19 protein-coding genes are annotated in these 17,303 nt (G+C 67.9%); 15 read left to right on the forward strand and 4 right to left on the reverse strand.

Translation table 11 applies throughout. The features are described 5' to 3' along the window. The first annotated feature begins 32 nt into the window (after positions 1 to 32). Genes Q0632_RS03680 through Q0632_RS03695 form a run of 4 tightly spaced genes read left to right on the forward strand, consistent with a single transcriptional unit; the run spans position 33 to position 3,120 of the window. Positions 33 to 362: a DUF3649 domain-containing protein gene (locus Q0632_RS03680; RefSeq protein ID WP_298925254.1), complete on the forward strand. Its 330-nt coding sequence runs from the start codon at positions 33 to 35 to the stop codon at positions 360 to 362. Next, entirely contained in the window at positions 359 to 1,999 is a 1,641-nt protein-coding gene (locus Q0632_RS03685; RefSeq protein WP_298924481.1) for a PepSY domain-containing protein, read from the forward strand. The genes Q0632_RS03680 and Q0632_RS03685 overlap by 4 nt, the downstream gene beginning before the upstream one ends. After that, positions 1,996 to 2,289, forward strand: coding sequence for a DUF3325 family protein (locus Q0632_RS03690; RefSeq protein WP_298924483.1), 294 nt, complete (start codon positions 1,996 to 1,998; stop codon positions 2,287 to 2,289). The genes Q0632_RS03685 and Q0632_RS03690 overlap by 4 nt, the downstream gene beginning before the upstream one ends. Positions 2,290 to 2,346: 57 nt before the next feature. Beyond that, on the forward strand, positions 2,347 to 3,120 hold the full coding sequence (locus Q0632_RS03695) for a ferredoxin--NADP reductase (protein ID WP_298924485.1): 774 nt from the start codon (positions 2,347 to 2,349) through the stop codon (positions 3,118 to 3,120). Between the two features lie 64 nt (positions 3,121 to 3,184). On the opposite strand, the gene Q0632_RS03700 is transcribed toward Q0632_RS03695, so the two are convergent. From Q0632_RS03700 to Q0632_RS03710, 3 genes are all read right to left on the reverse strand, one after another. Next, entirely contained in the window at positions 3,185 to 5,788 is a 2,604-nt protein-coding gene (locus Q0632_RS03700) for an ATP-binding protein (RefSeq protein WP_298924488.1), read from the reverse strand. 289 nt (positions 5,789 to 6,077) lie between these two features. Next, on the reverse strand, positions 6,078 to 7,961 hold the full coding sequence (locus Q0632_RS03705; protein WP_298924490.1) for a ferrous iron transporter B: 1,884 nt from the start codon (positions 7,959 to 7,961) through the stop codon (positions 6,078 to 6,080). Further along, positions 7,958 to 8,242 carry a FeoA family protein gene (locus Q0632_RS03710; RefSeq protein ID WP_298924491.1) on the reverse strand — a complete coding sequence of 95 codons (285 nt, stop codon included), beginning with the start codon at positions 8,240 to 8,242 and terminating at the stop codon, positions 7,958 to 7,960. Before Q0632_RS03710 ends, Q0632_RS03705 begins: the two co-directional genes overlap by 4 nt. A 235-nt stretch (positions 8,243 to 8,477) precedes the next feature. Between Q0632_RS03710 and Q0632_RS03715 the strand changes: the two genes are divergently transcribed. The 10 genes from Q0632_RS03715 (at position 8,478) to hemP (ending at position 15,931) form a co-directional block, all read left to right on the forward strand. After that, positions 8,478 to 10,745, forward strand: a complete 2,268-nt coding sequence (locus tag Q0632_RS03715) for a TonB-dependent siderophore receptor (RefSeq protein ID WP_298924492.1) — start codon at positions 8,478 to 8,480, stop codon at positions 10,743 to 10,745. Between the two features lie 2 nt (positions 10,746 to 10,747). Then, entirely contained in the window at positions 10,748 to 11,431 is a 684-nt protein-coding gene (locus Q0632_RS03720) for a Fe2+-dependent dioxygenase (protein ID WP_298924493.1), read from the forward strand. Between the two features lie 35 nt (positions 11,432 to 11,466). Beyond that, on the forward strand, positions 11,467 to 11,745 hold the full coding sequence (locus Q0632_RS03725) for a PepSY domain-containing protein (RefSeq protein WP_298924494.1): 279 nt from the start codon (positions 11,467 to 11,469) through the stop codon (positions 11,743 to 11,745). 16 nt (positions 11,746 to 11,761) lie between these two features. Continuing rightward, positions 11,762 to 12,313 (forward strand): cytochrome b/b6 domain-containing protein, encoded by a 552-nt coding sequence (locus Q0632_RS03730; protein WP_298924495.1) that lies wholly within the window; start codon positions 11,762 to 11,764, stop codon positions 12,311 to 12,313. Continuing rightward, a complete protein-coding gene (locus Q0632_RS03735; protein WP_298924496.1) occupies positions 12,313 to 13,431 on the forward strand; it encodes an alpha-hydroxy acid oxidase in 1,119 nt (372 codons plus the stop codon). Before Q0632_RS03730 ends, Q0632_RS03735 begins: the two co-directional genes overlap by 1 nt. A gap of 113 nt (positions 13,432 to 13,544) precedes the next feature. Continuing rightward, the gene (locus Q0632_RS03740; protein ID WP_298924497.1) at positions 13,545 to 13,790 is read left to right on the forward strand and encodes a (2Fe-2S)-binding protein; all 246 of its coding nucleotides are present in this window, start codon (positions 13,545 to 13,547) and stop codon (positions 13,788 to 13,790) included. A gap of 150 nt (positions 13,791 to 13,940) precedes the next feature. Beyond that, a complete protein-coding gene (locus Q0632_RS03745) occupies positions 13,941 to 14,576 on the forward strand; it encodes an energy transducer TonB (RefSeq protein ID WP_298925259.1) in 636 nt (211 codons plus the stop codon). 8 nt (positions 14,577 to 14,584) lie between these two features. Then, positions 14,585 to 15,301 carry a MotA/TolQ/ExbB proton channel family protein gene (locus tag Q0632_RS03750; protein ID WP_298924499.1) on the forward strand — a complete coding sequence of 239 codons (717 nt, stop codon included), beginning with the start codon at positions 14,585 to 14,587 and terminating at the stop codon, positions 15,299 to 15,301. 1 nt (position 15,302) lies between these two features. Further along, entirely contained in the window at positions 15,303 to 15,716 is a 414-nt protein-coding gene (locus tag Q0632_RS03755; protein WP_298924501.1) for a biopolymer transporter ExbD, read from the forward strand. 29 nt (positions 15,717 to 15,745) lie between these two features. Further along, complete coding sequence (gene hemP / locus Q0632_RS03760) at positions 15,746 to 15,931, forward strand: hemin uptake protein HemP (protein WP_298925262.1); 186 nt, start codon at positions 15,746 to 15,748, stop codon at positions 15,929 to 15,931. Positions 15,932 to 16,037: 106 nt separating this feature from the next. Here the strand turns inward: hemP and Q0632_RS03765 are convergent, their stop codons facing one another. Next, positions 16,038 to 16,445: a heme-binding protein gene (locus Q0632_RS03765; RefSeq protein ID WP_298924503.1), complete on the reverse strand. Its 408-nt coding sequence runs from the start codon at positions 16,443 to 16,445 to the stop codon at positions 16,038 to 16,040. A 143-nt stretch (positions 16,446 to 16,588) separates the two neighbouring features. Between Q0632_RS03765 and Q0632_RS03770 the strand changes: the two genes are divergently transcribed. Next, positions 16,589 to 17,281 carry a Bax inhibitor-1/YccA family protein gene (locus tag Q0632_RS03770; RefSeq protein WP_298924505.1) on the forward strand — a complete coding sequence of 231 codons (693 nt, stop codon included), beginning with the start codon at positions 16,589 to 16,591 and terminating at the stop codon, positions 17,279 to 17,281. Positions 17,282 to 17,303 lie beyond the last annotated feature (22 nt).

The raw sequence follows: 17,303 nt of genomic DNA on the forward strand, positions 1-17,303 counted from the left end.
GCCCTGCAGCGGCGCGCGCGCGCGCCGCGCCTGTGGCCTCCTCCACCCGCCACAGCTGGCTTCCACGCGGCAGCGAGGGCCTGCGCTACCGGCTGGGCATCGCCTCGCGCGCGCTGGCCGCCATCGCCGGCGGCTATGCGCTGTCGGGGCTGGCCGCCACGGTGATGGCCCTGTACCTGCCGACCAGCCGGGTCGAGGCCACGCTGACCGGCATGCTGGCGTCCTTCGTGATCTACACGGGCGCCGTGATGTGGGTGTTCGCCGCGCGCACGGCCCTGCGCGCCTGGGCCGGCATCCTGGCGCCCACGGCCCTGCTGGGCGCCGTGCTGCTGCTGCATTACTACGCGGGAGGCGCGTCATGAAAGAAGGTTTCCGCCAGTCCATGTCCTGGCTGCACACCTACAGCGGCCTGCTGGTGGGCTGGGTGCTGTTCATGGTCTTTGCCGCCGGCACGGCTTCGTACTTCAAGGACGAGATCACCTTCTGGATGAAGCCCGAGTTGCACCAGTCCAGCCTGCAGGCGCCGCCGCAGGTGGGGACCGCCGAACGCGCAGTGGCTGCGCTGCAGGAGCGCGCCCCGCGCAGCCAGCGCTGGTTCATCACTCTGCCGACCGAGCGCGAGCCCGGCGTGCGCGCCAGCTGGATGCGCCCGCCGGTGGCCAAGGGCCAGAAGGAGGCGCCGCCCGAGCCGGGCGTGCTGCGCCGCGCCCGCTTCGACAATACGGTGCTGGACCCGGCGACGGGCAAGCCCATGGCGGCCTCGCGCGAGACGCGCGGCGGCGAGTTCTTCTACCGCCTGCACTTCGACCTGCATTACATGCCGGCGATCTGGGCGCGTTGGATCATCGGCTTTTGCGCGATGTTCATGCTGGTGGCCATAGTCTCGGGCATCGTCACCCACAAGCGCATCTTCCTGGACTTCTTCACCTTCCGGCCGAAGAAGGGTCAGCGCAGCTGGCTGGACGCGCACAACGCTGTCGCGGTGCTGGCCCTGCCCTACCACCTGATGATCACGTACACCGGCCTGATCACCCTGATGGCGATGTACATGCCCTGGGCGCCGCAAGCCACCTACAAGGACCAGCAGGCCTTCATCGCCGAGGTCTTTCCGGCCAGCGGGCCGCGCGACCCCAAGCCTTCGGGCATCGCCGCGCCGCTGGTGGCGATCGGCCCGCTGGTGGAGCAGGCCACGGCGCGCTGGAACGGCGCGCCGATCGGCCGCATCACCGTCAACAACGCCAATGACGCGGCCGCCACCATCACCCTGTCGCGCCGCGAAGCGCAGGACATGTCGTCCTCGCAGCCGGCGATGGTGTTCGACGGCGCCACCGGCAAGCTGCTCAGCGAGGTCGGCGAGGACCGCGGCGCCGCCGTCGCCACGCGCAGCGTGCTGTACGGCCTGCACCTGGGCCGCTTCGGCGACCCGCTGCTGCGCGCCCTGTTCTTCCTGTCCGGGCTGGCCGGCTGCGTGATGGTCGCCACCGGCCTGCTGCTGTGGGGCGTCAAAGAGCGCAACAAGTACAGCAAGGCCCTGGCCCACGGCGGCCGCGTCGGCTGGGCCTCGCGCCTGGTCGACGGCCTGAACGTAGCCGCCATCGCCGGCCTGCCGCTGGCCATGGCCGCCTTCTTCTGGGCCAACCGCCTGCTGCCCTTTGGCCTGGCCGAGCGGGCGCAAGCCGAGATCGACCTGTTCTTCGCGGTCTGGGCGGTGGCGGCGCTGGCCGGCCTGGCCTGGCCCCGGCGCAGCATGTGGCGCGTGCAACTGGGCCTGGGCGCTGTCGCCTTTGCCGCCATCCCGCTGCTCAACGCAGCGACCACCGCCACCCATCTGGGCGTGAGCATCCCGGCCGGCCTGTGGCGCGTGGCCGGCTTCGACCTAGTCTGCCTGGCGCTGGGCCTGGCGCTGGCGGCCTGCTGCTGGTGGCTGGCCCGCAAGGACAGCCGCAAACGCCGGCCCGACCCATCGGGCCAGTTCGCGCAAGCGGGAGCTGGCCAATGAGCCACGCCGCCCTGGTTCTGTTCGCCTGGCTTGCCGCTGCCTGCGGCTTTGCCGCCCTGGCCCTGGCCATGGACCGCCACCACGAGGACGCCTTCGGCCGTGGCCGCACGCCCGGCGCCGCGCGCCGCTGGCTGCGCGCCGGCGGCAGCGCGGGCCTGCTGGTGTCGCTGCTGGCCAGCCTGGCCGTCCAGGGCCCGACCCAGGGTTGGGTGCTCTGGCTGGGTGTACTGACGGCCGCCGCCCTGGCCGTGGTCCTGGCCTTATCCTACGGACCGCGCCGGGCTTCATAACCGGGCCGGAGAGCCTACGACAGGAAAGTGCATAAGTCTTTTGCGAAAATCCAGCCCATGAGCGCATTCCAGACCGAAAAAGTCCTGACCGTCCACCACTGGACCGATCAGCTGTTTTCCTTCACCACCACCCGCGACACGGCCTTCCGCTTTGTCAACGGCCAGTTCACCATGATCGGCCTGCCGGTCAACGGCAAACCACTGCTGCGCGCCTACAGCATCGCCAGCGCCAACCACGAGGAGATGCTGGAGTTCTTCAGCATCAAGGTGCCCGACGGCCCGCTGACCTCGCGCCTGCAGCACCTGCAGCCGGGCGACGAGCTGATCGTGGGCCGCAAGCCCACCGGCACCCTGCTGCTGCAGAACCTGCTGCCCGGCGGCACGCTGTGGCTGCTGGCCACCGGCACCGGCCTGGCGCCCTTCCTGTCGCTGATCAAGGACCCGGAGACCTATGAGCGCTTCGCCAAGGTCGTCATCGTCCACGGCTGCCGCACCACGGCCGAACTGGCCTACCGCCAGCTGTTCGAGCACGAGCTGCATGAGCACGAGTACCTGGGCGAGCTGGTGAAGAACCAGCTGCTGTACTACCCCACCGTCACGCGCGAGAAGTTCAGGAACGAAGGCCGCATCACCGAGCTGATGGCGTCGGGCAAGCTGTACAGCGACCTGGGCCTGCCGGCGGCGTCGGTGGAGAACGACCGCTTCATGATCTGCGGCAGCCCCGCCATGCTCAAGGACCTCAAGCAGCAGCTCGAAGCAGGCGGCTTTAACGAAGGCAACATGCAGCACGCCGGCCACTTCGTGATCGAACGGGCCTTCGCCGAACGCTGAGCCTTCAGCGCGCAGAAAAAAGCCCGGCCAGGCCGGGCTTTTTCATTGGGGTGGCATTCTCTAGCTAGGCAGGCTGGCGCCAAGGCTGGCAGGCTTCGACCAGCGCTGATACTTGCGCGGCGATCGCATCGAGCATGGGCTCGAGCTCGAGCTCGCCCAGGTCGATGGCCGCTTCGGCTTGGCGCGCCACGTCCATCAGATCGAGCGCACACAGAAAACCGGCGTTGCTGGCCAGCGTATGCATGCGGCGCCCGGCGGCCTCGCGGTCACCCGCCGCCAGTTCCGCCCGGACATGCTTGACCGCGTCGGTGTTGTCCCTGATGAAGAAGTCGAGCAGCGAAAAGAAGATGTCGCGATCGTTCCCCAGGCGCTGCGCCGCGCGCTCGCGGTCGATACCCGGGATGTCGGGGAAATCCTTGCCTGGTTCCTGCCCCTGCCCCTGAGCCACCGCTGGCACCCGGGGCAGAATCCAGCGCGAGAGCAGTTCCGCCATCTCGTCAAGATCCATCGGCTTGGGCAGCACGTCGTTGGCACCGGCCTCGCGGGCCGCCGCCTGCTGCCTGGCCCCGACCCCGGCCGTGAACGCGATGATGGGCAGGTCGACCATGCCAAGCTTGTCGCGGATCACGCGGATCGCCGTGAGTCCGTCCATCACCGGCATCTGCACATCCATCAGAACGCCGTCGAATGCATCCGATCGATTCGACAGAATCTGCACGGCCTGCTGGCCATCGGCGGCGAGACTGACGCGAGCGCCCTCCTGGCGAAGCGCCCGATCGACCAGGTCGCGGTTCATCGCGCTGTCGTCCACCACCAGCAGGTGCGCTCCGACCAGACAGGGACCCAGCGGCCGCACCGGTTTTCCGGACGGTGCCGCAGCGGCCTGTGCCTGGGCCAGCAACATGGGCAGCTCAAACCAGAAACAGCTCCCCAGGCCCGGCTCGCTCGTGGCGCCAATCTGCCCCCCCATCAACTCGACCAGGCGTTTGCAGATCGACAGCCCGAGTCCCGTGCCGCCGTAACGGCGGCTGATCCCTGCATCGGCCTGGGCAAATGGCTCGAAAAGCCGTTCCAGGGCCTCAGGCGCGATGCCGATGCCGTTGTCGCGCACCTCGAAACGCAAGCGCAGGCCCGCTTCGTTGCGCTCGCTGCAGGAGGTGATCAAGCTGACTTCGCCTCGGTCGGCGAACTTGATCGCGTTGCCGATCAGGTTCAGCAGCACCTGTTCGAGGCGCAGACCGTCTCCGAGCAGCAAGTCCGCCCCGATGTCGGGCAAGGCGATACGCAGTGTCAGGCCCTTGGCGTTGGCTGCTTGCCCCATCAGGCTGTCGATGTCGGCGAGCAGACTGGACAGTTCGAAAGGACGCGGCTCGATGCGCAGCTGGCCGGCCTCCACTTTGGACAGATCGAGCACGTCGTTGAGGATGTTCAGAAGGGATTGGCCGGCGCCGCGGATGCGCGCCACCATATCGCGCTGGTTGTCAGCCAGGGACTCGCGTTGGAGCACCTGCGCCAATCCGAGCACGGCATTCATCGGCGTACGGATTTCATGGCTCATGTGGGCCAGAAACTCGCTCTTCGCCGCGTTGGCGGCCTCGGCGGCGTCGTAGGCGCCACGCAGTTCGACCTCGTAGCGGCGCCGGCTGGCCAACTCATCCCCTTGGCGGGCGCGGCGCCAGAACAGGAAACCGCCGGAATACACCAGCAGCAGCCCCAGACCGACCAGCACGCCGGCCTCCCAGCCGATGGCCCGGATGGCCGCGTAGGCCTCGGCTTCATCGATCTCGGCGAGCATCAGCCAGGGCGTGCCGGCAACCGGGACGGCGTAGGCCAGCACCGGAACATTCCGGTAGTCACGCCCTCCTGAGATGATTCCGTACTCGCCGCGGGCCGCTCGGGCGGCCGCCATGTCCTGACGGCTCATGGGCTGCACGAAACCCAGATCTGCACGTTCGAAGTGGCGCAGCGACGTCACGAAGCGCACGTCCGCGCCCTCGCGGCGTACCAGATAGGTTTCAGCCGTCTGCGTCGGCACCGGCCAGGACTTGACTTGCGGGTAAAGGGTGTTGTCCGCAGGCCAGCTGATGTAGGCGACGCCATGCGGCGTTTCTCCGGCCCCGCCGATGGGTGACAGGATGCCGTAGTGCGCCTTGCCGGCCGCATCAAGGTGCAGGTCAACGAGTTCGATTCGCGGGCGTCGAATGATGTCGAGGATTCGCTCCTGCTCGTTCGCGAGACTGCCCTGGCCGACCGCCAGCGCCAGCTTTGCACCGGCATCGAACATGCGTACGCCGCCCCAGCCTCGAATCCCGGCAACTTCGACCAGACGTCGGCGCATCCATTCCTGCATGGTGCCGTCGCGGCGACCGCCGGCGATCCAGCGTCCGAACAGGTCTTCGATTTGCGAGTGGCTGGCGAAATTCAGTTGCGCATCCATCCGGGCATCGGCCAGGACACCCTCGATCTGCTGGCGCTTTTGTTCGGCAATCACGGCCAGCGTGCGATCGTTGTCACGCCGGACGCCCTCGCTGAGGTGGCGATAGCCGACCACGCCAAGAGCCCCGATGAGCAGAGTGAGTCCTAGCAGAGGCGTGAGAAAGCGCAGCCAGACTGGAGGCCCCACGGGTTCGGATACGGCAAAGGCCTGGCTGGTGATGGCTGTCGTCATGCGGCGGTTCGCTCGTCCTCAATGCACCTGTGTGGGGCGTTGCGGCCGAAATAGCCTGTCCTCGCCACTGGCCGCCACCGTGAATCGTGTCCATGAAGCCACGTTCCCGATTATCAGCGCACCATAAGTGGTTATTTTGCACCATAGCTGGGCACCATCCAAGCTATGTGCGGCATGTCGACAACGGTGCATGACGCGCCAGTGGTCCGGCACAGCACGGCGACAGCCAGCAGCGGGCGCAGCGCCGCGTTTCCTGGCGGCAATTAGGGGATCGCTCGGGCCGGCGCGCTCAGCCCCAGCCCAGGGCGACTGCCACGCGGTAGGTGATGAAGGATGCGATGTAGGCCAGGGCGAACAGGTAGCCAGCCATCACCAGCGGCCACTTCCAGCCGCCCATCTCGCGCTTGACCGTGGCCAGCGTGGCCAGGCACTGCGGCGCGAAGACAAACCAGGCCAGCAGCGACAAGGCGGTGGCCAGGCTCCAGCTTTGCGCGATCAGCGGCGTCAGGGCCTGGGCCGTGTCATCGCCGACGGCCGACAGCGCGTAGACCGTGCCCAGCGCGCCCACTGCCACCTCGCGCGCCGCCATGCCGGGCACCAGGGCGATGCAGATCTGCCAGTTGAAACCGATCGGACCCAGCAGCACGGCCAGGGCCTTGCCCAGCATGCCGGCAAAGCTGTATTCGATGGCCGGCTGGGTCGCGCCCTCGGGCGCGCCGGGGAAGGTCGCCAGGAACCACAGCACGATGGTCAGCGTCAGGATGATTCCGCCCACGCGCTTGAGGAAGATCATGGTGCGCTGCCACAGGCCCAGGCCCACGTTGCGCAGGCGCGGCCAGTGGTAGGTGGGCAGTTCCATCATCAGCGCCCGTACCTGGCCCTTGCCGGTGAAGCGCTTGAGCACCCAGGCCACGGCTAGCGAGCCGACGATGCCGGCAAGGTACAGAGCGAACAACACCAGCCCCTGCAGTTCCAGGCCGGGACCGACCTCGCGGTGCGGGATGAAGGCGCCGATCAGCAAGGCATAGACCGGCAGGCGGGCCGAGCAGGTCATCATCGGCGCGATCATGATGGTCACCAGGCGGTCGCGCGGGTTGGCGATGGTGCGGGTGGCCATGATGCCGGGGATGGCGCAGGCAAAGCTCGACAGCAGCGGAATGAAGGAGCGGCCCGACAGACCCACCCCGCCCATGATGCGGTCCAGCAGGAAGGCGGCGCGCGGCAGGTAGCCAGACTCTTCCAGCACCAGGATGAAGAAGAACAGGATCAGGATCTGTGGCAGGAAGACGATCACTCCGCCCAGACCGGCGATCAGCCCGTCGGTGATGAAACTCTTGAGATGGCCTTCAGGCACCCAGGCGCCCACGGTCTCGCCCAGCCAGGCGGTGGCCTCCTCGATCCATCCCATCGGCGCCTCGGCCCAGGCGAACACCGCCTGGAAGATGAAGAACAGCAGCACCGCCAGCAGGACGGGCCCGATGACCGGGTGCAGCACGACGCGGTCGATGCGGTCGCTGGCCAGATGCGGCGTGACCTCGTCCAGGCCCAGGCGGCGCAGCATGCCACGCACCGCCTCGTGGTCGGGAATGTCGTCGGCCGGCAGTGGCAGCGCCGCCCCGGTATCCGGGCGCTGCCAGTGTTCGGGCTTGTCCAGCAGATCGCGCAGGCCGGCATCGCCCTCGCCCTGCACGGCCACGGTGCTGACCACCGGCACGCCCAGTTCGCGCGCCAGCGCGGCGGGGTCCAGGCGGATGCCGCGGCTGGCGGCCAGGTCAGCCATGTTCAGCGCCACCACGCAGGGCAGGCCCATGCGCTGGACGCCGAGCACCAGCCGCAGACCGCGCCGCAGGTTGGTGGCATCGACCACGCAGACCACCAGGTCGGGGCGCTTCTCGCCCTGGGCCTGGCCGGCCAGCACGTCGCAGGTGATGCGCTCGTCGGGCGAGCGCGGGTGCAGGCTGTAGGTACCCGGCAGGTCGAGCACGCGCACGGTCTTGCCCGAAGCCAGCTGCAGCCGGCCTTCCTTCCGCTCGATGGTCACGCCGGCGTAGTTGGCGACCTTCTGGTTGCTGCCGGTCAGGCGGTTGAACAGCGCGGTCTTGCCGGCGTTGGGATTGCCCACCAGGGCCGCCAGGCGGCCGGTGGGATGGAGATGGACAACAGCTTCGTTCATGCTGTGGCGCCGGCGGAGAGCGGCTCGATCTGGATGCAGGCGGCTTCGGCGCCGCGCAAGGCAAAGGTGGACATGCCGATGCGCACCACCAGGGGGTCACCGCCGGGAAAGCCGCGCGTCATCACCATCACCTGCTCGCCGGGGAAGAAGCCGATCTCTTCCAGCTGGCGGGCCCGTTCGGGCACCTGCGGGTCGGCGCTGACCTCACGTACCGCATAGAGCTGGCCCAGCGGCGCCTGGGCGAGCGAGGCGATGGGCGGGCTGTGCGGCGTGGCAGGCATGGCGTCTCCGGGATAAGAATTATTCTCATTCTAATCGCAGCATTCTGTTGCATTTGCACCACCGGCTATGGCGGGGCGGCGTGGAATTCGATTCTCATGAATAAGAGTGATTCGCATTGCTTTTACAATTGTGACGATTTCGGGCAAGCCAGGATCCGCTCCGCCGGGCGCTCAGCAAGCCTCGCGTCTCACCACACAACATCAATACAGCCGCTGCCGGCGGTCTGGAGTCCAAATGGCCAACCTCTCCAAACGCAACTCGCGCAAGACCGCGCGCACCCCCTCCCTGGCCGCCCCGGCCTCCGACGCCGCCCTGTTCCCCCTGGGCGCCCTGATGCTGGCGGCCTCCGTCAGCAGTTGGGCCCAGAGCGCAGCCCCCGCCGAGAAGGCCCTGGCCCCGGTGGTCGTCAAGGAAAAGGCCGAGGCCGCGCAGGGCAAGGACGCCATGCAGACCAAGAAGACCAACATCGGCAAGGGCACACAGGACCTGCGCGACATCCCCAGCTCGATCACGGTGATGACCGAGAAGCTGATCGACGACGTCAAGCTCGACACGCTCAAGGAAGCCCTGCACTACACCGCCGGCATCACCTTCGCGGCCACCGAGAACGGCACCGACCAGGACATCCGCATCCGCGGCTTTCCGGTGGCGACCACCGGCGACCTGCTGATCGACGGCATGCGCGACCCGTCGCAGTACGATCGCGACACCTTCAACCTCGAACGCATCGAAGTGATGCGCGGCTCGGCCTCCATGCTGTTTGGCCGCGGCTCGACTGGCGGCATCATCAACCAGGTCACCAAGAAGCCGATGCTGGCCGACCAGAGCGACGTGGTGGGCACGGTCGGTACGCAGGGCTACGTGCGCGCCACCGGCGACTTCAACATCCGCACCGGCGAGGAAGCCGCCCTGCGCATCAACGCCATGGTCACCAAGGCCGACGGCGGCGGCGCCAAGATCGAGAAGAACGGCATTGCGCCGACCTACAGCTGGGGCGTGGGCACACGCGACGAGTTCAACGCCGGCCTGTTCCACATCAACACCAACAACACGCCACGCAACGCGGTCGGCTACCTGGCCGGCAACGTCGCCAAGACCGATCCGCGCAATTTCTACGGCACATCCTCGGACTACGTGGACGGCGACGCCACCTACGGCACGCTGCAGCACACGCACCGCTTCGACGCTGGTGGCGAACTTCGTAGCCAGTTGCGCACCGGCACCTTCGACCGCGCGCAGTGGAGCTCGGTGGCCCGCTTCGGCACCACCAACGGAGCGCCGACCACGCCCGCCAACCTGGGCGACGCCACCATCATGACCCGCGGCGCGCTGACGCCGCGCAAGGACAACTACGACACGACCTATCTGCAAAGCGACTACAGCAACAGGTTCGGCTGGTTCGGCCTGCGCCATGAAGTGCTCGCCGGCATTGACGCGGCCCACGAGGAGGCCACCCGCTACCAGAACAACTCGGCCAACGTGCTGGGCACGCGTCCCAACACCACCCTGGGCACGCCCGACGACGGCGCGGCTCTGACCGGCACCGGCAACGTGCCGCGCTACCGCGAGACCAGCAACTACTCGGGCCGTACCCTCGGCGCCTACGCCCAGGACCTGGTGCAGGTCGCGCCCAACTGGAAACTGCTGGGCGGCCTGCGCTGGGACAAGTTCAAGGCCACCACAGGCCAGATCACCTACGCTCCGGGCGGCGCCGTGGCGACCACGCCGTCGAGCGAGCTGTCGTACGACTCGCTGTGGAGCTACCGCACCGGCGTGCTGTTCCAGCCGGACACGGCCAGCACCTACTACTTCTCGTACGGCACCTCGTTCAACACCTCGGCCGACACCTACCAGTACACGACCCCGCAGAACGCCAACACGCCGGCCGAGAAGAGCCGCAACACCGAAGTCGGCGTCAAGTTCGACCTGCTGGAAGGCCGCCTGTCGACCCGTGCCGCCCTGTTCCGCACCGAGAAGTACAACGAGCGCACCACCGACGCCGACTTCGCCGGCTCCGCCTACACCCTGTCGGGCAAGCGCCATTCGACCGGCCTGGAATTCGACATCGTGGGCCGGCTCAATGCCGCCTGGGAGGTCTACCTGTCCTATGCTTACATGAAGGACGCCACGATCGACGCTGCAGGCAGCGCCGCCAACGCCCAGGCCAGCGTCGGCCAGCGCGTGGGCCTGACGCCGCGCCACAGCGGCGCCACCTGGCTGAGCTACCAGGCCAACCCCAAGCTGCGCCTGGCCGGCGGCTTGCGCGGCGCCAGCGAGAACTTCGCCCTGCAGGGCACGACCGGCGCCGCCCAGCGCACGGCCCGTGCGCCCGGCTACGGCGTGGTCGACCTGATGGCCGAATACAAGTTCACGCCCGACCTCTACGTGCAGATGAACGTGGGCAACGTCGCCAACAAGACCTTCGGTGACCAGCTCTACCCGGCTTTCGCCACGCCAGGCATGGGCCGCACGGTGCTGGCCACGGTGGGTTATCGTTACTGAGAATGCTGCTGCACGTCCGCGCCGTCCTGTCCCCCGCCGAAATCGCACAGGCGCGCGTGGCGCTGGCCGCTGCCCCCTGGGGCGATGGCCGGGTGACAGCCGGCGAGCAGGCAGCGCTGGCCAAGCACAACCAGCAGCTGCCGGAAAGCTGCGAGGCCGCGGTGCAACTGCAGCAACTGGTGCTGCAGGGGCTGGAGCGGCATGCGCTGTTCTTCTGCGCCACCCTGCCCAAGCAGATCTCGCCACCCCTGTTCAACCGTTACGGCGGCGGCGAGCGCTTCGACAGCCACGTGGACAGCGCCGTGCGCTACCTGCGCAATGGCGCCGGCCGTGTGCGCACCGACATCTCCTGCACGCTGTTCCTGGCCGACCCGCAGGACTACGACGGCGGCGAACTGGTCATTGAAGACGTGTCCGGACCGCAGCGCGTCAAGCTGCCGGCCGGCGACATGGTCATCTATCCGGGCACCAGCGTGCACCGGGTCGAGCCGGTGACGCGCGGTGCGCGCACCGCCGCTTTTTTCTGGATCCAGAGCATGGTGCGCAGCGACGAGCAGCGCCGCCTGCTGTTCGACATGGATGCCCACCTGCGCCAGCTGCGCAGCACCGTGGGCGAGACCGATCCCAGCGTCGTCGGCCTGACCGGCACGTACCACAACCTGCTGCGCCAGTGGGCCGACGTCTGACGCGGCCCGCTCGCAGCCCCGACCAAGGCAACGCCATGAAAATCACCACCCTGCTCCTGCCGGCCCTGCTGGCCATGTCTGCCGCCGGCAGCGCACTGGCCCACGGCGAATTCAAGTGCGACGTGCCCAAGGCCGAATGGAAGCCGCAGATGGAACTGCAGCGCAAGCTGCTGGCCGACGGCTGGAAGAAGGTGCGCCAGGTCAAGACCGACAACGGCTGCTATGAGGCCTACGGCTTCAACGAGAAGAACGAGCGCGCCGAGGTCTACTTCAATCCCAAGACCTTCGAGAAGGTCGGCGAAGTCAAGCAGTAGGCGCCGGGCAGGCCGCATGGATTCCCAAGCGCCGCGCATCCGGGTCTGGGACGCAGCCGTGCGCTGCCTGCACTGGCTGCTTGTGGCCAGCGTGGCCGCCGCCTGGCTGACCACGCTGGGCTGGCTGCATTGGCATGAGGCCGCCGGCTATGCGGCGGCGGCCGTTGTGGCATTGCGCCTGGCCTGGGGCTTTGCAGGCAGCCGCTACGCCCGCTTCGCCCAGTTCCTGCGCGGCCCCACAGCAACTGCTTCGTATGCCGCCAGAGTGCTGGAGCGGCGCGAGCCGCGCTACATCGGCCACAACCCCCTGGGCGCCTGGATGGTCCTGGCCCTGCTGGCCTGCGTTGCCGCGCTGGGCCTGACCGGCTGGCTTTACACGCGCTTTGACATGTTCTGGGGCGAGGCCTGGCTGGACCAGCTCCATGCCTTCCTCGGCTGGCTGCTGCTGGCCCTCATCGGCCTGCATCTGGCCGGCGTGGCCTTCACCAGCGGGCGCCACGACGAGAACCTGGTGCGCGCCATGGTCGATGGCGACAAGCCGGCGCCGCGGCCGGGGGATCTGTCCTGATGGCAGACATTCCTTCCGTTGCAGCCGTCCCTCCCGGCGTCGTCAGCCTGGCGGACCACGAGACGCAGGCGCGCGGTGTGCTCGATGACAACGCCTGGGCCTACTACAGCGGCGGCGCTGCGGACGAGATCACGCTGCGCGCCAACCGCTGCGCCTGGGATGCCATCGGCTTGCTGCCGCGGGTGCTGCGCTCCCTGGCGGGCGGCCACACGCGCACCGAGCTGCTGGGCCGCACGCTCAGCCACCCGGTGCTGCTGGCGCCCGTGGCTTTCCAGCGCATGGCCCATCCCGACGGCGAACTGGCCATGGCCTACGCCGCCGCGTCCCAGGGCGCGGGCATCGTGCTGAGCTGCCAGGCCAGCACGCCGCTGGAAGCGGTGGCCCAGGCTGCCCTGGGCATGCCCCAGCGCGGGCCGCTGTGGTTCCAGCTGTACATGCAGCACGACCGCGGCTTCGTGCGCGAGCTCATCGCCCGCGCCGAACAGGCCGGCTACGAAGCCTTGGTGCTGACCGTAGATGCGCCGGCCAGCGGCGCGCGCGACCGCGAACGCCGGGCCAGCTTTCGCCTGCCGGCCGGCATCTCGGCCGTCAACCTGCAGGGGCTGGGGCCGGCGCCGCGCCCCACACTGGCGCCCGGGCAAAGCGCGATGTTCGACGCCCTGCTGACAGCCGCGCCAACCTGGGACGACATCGCCTGGCTGCAGGCGCAGACCCGCCTGCCGCTGCTGCTCAAGGGCGTGCTCCATCCCGAGGACGCCCGCCAGGCCGCCAGCCTGCAGGTGGCGGGCCTGGTGGTCTCCAACCACGGCGGCCGCACCCTGGACACCACGCCGGCGACCGCCAGCGCACTGCCCGCCATCGTCCAGGCCGTGGCCGGCGCCTGTCCCATCCTGGTCGACGGCGGCATCCGTCGCGGCACCGACGTGCTCAAGGCCATCGCCCTGGGCGCCCAGGCCGTGCTGGTGGGCCGGCCTTGTGTCTACGGCCTGGCCAATGCCGGCGCCGTGGGCGTGGCCCATGTGCTGCGGCTGTTGCTGGACGAGCTGGAAATCGCCATGGCCCTGTGCGGCTGCGCCACCCTGGACCAGGCCACGCCGGATCTGCTGCTGCGCGCCTGAGCCGGCGCCTTGGCGCGTTTCAATATTTCGGCGTCATGGATATTGCAAATGCGAGCGATTCGTATTTATAATCACTCCACTTTGTTCCATCGCCAGCCAAGCCTGTTCAAACCATGATCGTCTGCGTCTGCCGCCGTGTTTCCGACCGAGAAATCGCTCGCCATGCGCGTGCGGGCATGAATTTCGACGACATCCAGTTTGAACTCGGTGTGGCCACCCAATGCGGTCAATGCGAAAGCTGCGCCCGCGACGTGGTGGCCCAGTGCAGCGCGACCCATCCGGTCGCCGCCATCCAGCTCGCCACCCGAATCCAGGAGAGCGCAGCATGGAAGTCCTCTACACCCTTGGCGTCAGCGTGATGCTTGTGTTGGCATCGGCCTGGTGGGTTTTGCGTGAATGAATTTCCAATGAGCAGCGCTTCGACACAAAGAGGCCGCGTCGCGGTCGGCGGCACGGCGCCCTTGCCGGCCTTCCCGCCCGCCGCCCCGGCGGCCCCCGCAGCGCCGCGCATGAACCGCAATGTGGTCATCGCCGGCGGCGTGGTGGCCTTCCACGTGGCGGCCTTGTGGGCGCTGCAGACCGGCCTGATCCAGCGCGCGGTCGAGATCGTGGTGCCGGCCGAAATCCTGGCCCAGATCATTGCCCCGCCCGCGCCCAAGGTCGAGCCGCCGCCCCCGCCGCCGCCCGCCCCCAAGCAGCCCGTCATCAAGCGCGCGCCGCAGCCGCTGGCCATCAAGGATCCGACGCCGGCGCCCAATGCGCCCACCGGCGTGCTGGAGCCGCAGCCGCCGGCACCGCCCATCGCTGCCCCGTCCCCCGCGCCCGCACCGCCCGCACCGCCGGCCCCGCCGGCGCCCGCCAAGGTGGAACTGCCGTCCAGCGACGCTGACTACCTGCAAAACCCCAAGCCCTCCTACCCGGCCATCAGCAAGCGCCTGGGCGAGCAGGGCAAGGTCATCGTGCGGGTGCTCATTGGCACGGATGGCGCGGCGCAAAAAGCCGAGATCCGCCAGTCCAGCGGCTTCGAGCGCCTGGACCAGGCTGCCATGAGCACCGTCCTGAAATGGCGCTATGTGCCCGGCAAGCGCGCCGGTGTGGCCGAGACCATGTGGTTCAACGTCCCGATCAATTTTGTCCTGGAGTAAGTGTTTTTATGGAATCCCATTTCGGCCTCATGAACCTGTGGACCCAGGGTGACATCGTCACCAAGGGTGTGGCCAGCCTCCTGCTGCTCATGTCGCTCGCGTCCTGGATGGTGATCATCGTCAAGGCACTGGACCTGCGCCGCTTCGCCTCCCAGGCCCGCCAGACCGAGAGCTTCTGGCACAGCGCCGATTTCGCCGACGGCATGGCCAAGCTGGGCAACGATCCCGGCAATCCCTTCCGCTCGCTGGCCGCCGAAGGCCGCGAGGCCACGGCCCACCGCCACGCCCAGCCGCAGCTGCACGACTCTCTGGACGTGAGCGACTGGCTGACCCGCTCGCTGCGCAACTCGATCGACGAATCCACCGCGCGGCTGCAATCGGGCCTGGCCGTGCTGGCCTCGGTGGGCTCCACCGCACCCTTCGTCGGCCTGTTCGGCACGGTCTGGGGCATCTACCACGCCCTGATCGCCATCAGCATGGCCGGCCAGGCGACCATCGACAAGGTCGCCGGCCCGATCGGCGAGGCGCTGATCATGACCGCGCTGGGCCTGGCCGTCGCCATCCCTGCGGTGCTGGGCTACAACGCCCTGGTGCGCGGCAACAAGTCCATCCTGGGCAAGCTCAACCGCTTCGGCCACGACCTGCACTCGTACTTCGTCACCGGTGCCCGCGTGTCGACCGGCGGCGCTGCCGGCAAGGTCGTCTCCATGAAGAAGGGCGCCTGAGATGGCCTTCGGAACCCAGGACGAGACCGACGACGTCATGAACGAGATCAACATGACGCCGCTGGTCGACGTCATGCTGGTGCTGCTGATCATCTTCATCATCACCATCCCTGTCATGAAGCACGCGGTCAACATCGACCTGCCCCGCGCCACCAACCAGCCGCAGGAGGCCAAGCCCGAGACGGTGCGCCTGTCGGTCGACGCCAAGGGCGACTACTGGTGGAACGAGAACAAGGTCGACGACAAGACCCTGCCGGGCATGCTGCAGACGGAAGCGGCCAAGAACCCGCAACCGGAGCTGCACATCCGCGGCGACAAGGACGTGCGCTACGAGCGCGTCGCCCAGGCCATGGCGCAGGCCCAGCAGGCCGGCCTGCGCAAGATCGGTTTCATCACCGAGCCCAAGACCAATTGATGCAAGAAGGAGTCCTCGCCATGCCCAACATGTCTCCCTCGGCGGCCACGCTGGCCGCAACGCAGCCGGCCCAGGCGGGCCTCAGTGGCGCGCCGGCGCGCCCTGTGCCCAGCACGGAGCTGCTCCAGGGCAGTCGCAGCGTCGACATCCACCACAACGGATCGGTCTACCGCCTGCAAGCCACCAAGCTGGGCAAGCTGATCCTGACCAAATAATTTCATCGTGGGGCGATCCGGAGGTTCAGACCCTCCAAGGTCGCTTTTTGGCCAGCCAGCGGGGCCCTGCCCCGGTTAGCCAGGCTTTTTTTCCCCGGATTTTTCTTTACAGGCCGATGGCGGCGATCCCGGCGCGCGCAATCTGCGCATCCTCCGTGGACTTCACGCCGCTCACGCCCACGGCGCCCAGGCACTGGCCGTCCTTCAGGATCGGCACACCGCCTTCGAGCAGCCCCTTGAGGTCGGGCGCGGACAGGAAGGACACCCTGCCGCCATTGACCATGTCCTCGTAGACCTTGCTCTCGCGGCGGCCCAGAGCCGCCGTGTTGGCCTTGGCCGGCGCAATATGGGCCGAGATCGGCGCCGCGCCGTCCAGGCGCTGCAGCCACAGCAGGTGGCCGCCATCGTCGACGATGGCGATGCTCACCGCCCAGTTGTTCTTCAGAGCCTCGGCTTCGGCGGCGCCGGCGATGGCCTTGAGGTCGGCAAGTTCCAGGGAAGGCTTGGTTTTCATGGGGTCAATCCGGTGGCTGGAGAAGGAAGCGCCAAGCATAACGGCTGGCTTACCCCGACCGGATGGCGGGCTGTTTTGACCCACGGGCATTGAACCCTCCTAGAATGCGCCCATCTAACTGCCACACGGCAAAGGAGCCCACCATGAACGAGCAAGTACAGACCGCCGGCTACGACGGCTATGCCGTCCCGGCCGAACAGCGCAACAAGGTGCTGCGCAACACCTACTGGCTGCTGGCCCTGAGCCTGCTGCCCACGGTGCTGGGCGCCTGGCTGGGCGTGGCCACCGGCATCACCCAAAGCCTGTCCGGCGGGGTCGGCCTGATTGTCTTCTTGGCCGGCGCCTTCGGCTTCATGTTCGCCATCGAGAAGACCAAGAACTCGGCCGCCGGCGTGCCGGTGCTGCTGGCCTTCACCTTCTTCATGGGCCTGATGCTGTCGCGCCTGATCGCCATGGTGCTGGGCTTCAAGAACGGCCCCAGCCTGGTGATGACGGCCTTCGGCGGCACGGCAGGCGTGTTCTTCGTGATGGCCAGCCTGGCCAGCGTGATCAAGCGCGACATCTCGGGCATGGGCAAGTGGCTGTTTGTCGGAGCCCTGGCCATCATGATCGGCGGCATCATCAACGTCTTCGTCGGCTCGAGCACCGGCATGCTGGTGATCAGCGTGATGGCCATCGGCGTCTTCAGCGCCTACATGCTGTACGACCTCAAGCAGATCCTGGACGGCGGAGAGACCAACTACATCAGCGCCACCCTGGCCTTGTACCTGGACGCCTTCAACGTGTTCCAGAGCCTGCTGGCGCTGCTGGGGATCGTGGGCGGCGAGCGAGACTAAACCGCTACGTAACCACTACGTT

The organism is uncultured Ramlibacter sp. (assembly GCF_936925435.1).
Taxonomy (GTDB): Bacteria; Pseudomonadota; Gammaproteobacteria; order Burkholderiales; family Burkholderiaceae_C; genus Ramlibacter.

Coding starts and splice junctions, on each gene's coding strand:
- Q0632_RS03715 (WP_298924492.1), top strand. CDS start 8,478: ATGGCCAACCTCTCCAAACGCAACTCGCGCAAGACCGCGCGCACCCCC.
- Q0632_RS03735 (WP_298924496.1), top strand. CDS start 12,313: ATGGCAGACATTCCTTCCGTTGCAGCCGTCCCTCCCGGCGTCGTCAGC.
- Q0632_RS03755 (WP_298924501.1), top strand. CDS start 15,303: ATGGCCTTCGGAACCCAGGACGAGACCGACGACGTCATGAACGAGATC.
- Q0632_RS03740 (WP_298924497.1), top strand. CDS start 13,545: ATGATCGTCTGCGTCTGCCGCCGTGTTTCCGACCGAGAAATCGCTCGC.
- Q0632_RS03695 (WP_298924485.1), top strand. CDS start 2,347: ATGAGCGCATTCCAGACCGAAAAAGTCCTGACCGTCCACCACTGGACC.
- Q0632_RS03725 (WP_298924494.1), top strand. CDS start 11,467: ATGAAAATCACCACCCTGCTCCTGCCGGCCCTGCTGGCCATGTCTGCC.
- Q0632_RS03700 (WP_298924488.1), bottom strand. CDS start 5,788: ATGACGACAGCCATCACCAGCCAGGCCTTTGCCGTATCCGAACCCGTG.
- Q0632_RS03685 (WP_298924481.1), top strand. CDS start 359: ATGAAAGAAGGTTTCCGCCAGTCCATGTCCTGGCTGCACACCTACAGC.
- Q0632_RS03745 (WP_298925259.1), top strand. CDS start 13,941: ATGAACCGCAATGTGGTCATCGCCGGCGGCGTGGTGGCCTTCCACGTG.
- Q0632_RS03720 (WP_298924493.1), top strand. CDS start 10,748: ATGCTGCTGCACGTCCGCGCCGTCCTGTCCCCCGCCGAAATCGCACAG.
- Q0632_RS03750 (WP_298924499.1), top strand. CDS start 14,585: ATGGAATCCCATTTCGGCCTCATGAACCTGTGGACCCAGGGTGACATC.
- hemP (WP_298925262.1), top strand. CDS start 15,746: ATGTCTCCCTCGGCGGCCACGCTGGCCGCAACGCAGCCGGCCCAGGCG.
- Q0632_RS03705 (WP_298924490.1), bottom strand. CDS start 7,961: ATGAACGAAGCTGTTGTCCATCTCCATCCCACCGGCCGCCTGGCGGCC.
- Q0632_RS03765 (WP_298924503.1), bottom strand. CDS start 16,445: ATGAAAACCAAGCCTTCCCTGGAACTTGCCGACCTCAAGGCCATCGCC.
- Q0632_RS03730 (WP_298924495.1), top strand. CDS start 11,762: ATGGATTCCCAAGCGCCGCGCATCCGGGTCTGGGACGCAGCCGTGCGC.
- Q0632_RS03690 (WP_298924483.1), top strand. CDS start 1,996: ATGAGCCACGCCGCCCTGGTTCTGTTCGCCTGGCTTGCCGCTGCCTGC.
- Q0632_RS03770 (WP_298924505.1), top strand. CDS start 16,589: ATGAACGAGCAAGTACAGACCGCCGGCTACGACGGCTATGCCGTCCCG.
- Q0632_RS03710 (WP_298924491.1), bottom strand. CDS start 8,242: ATGCCTGCCACGCCGCACAGCCCGCCCATCGCCTCGCTCGCCCAGGCG.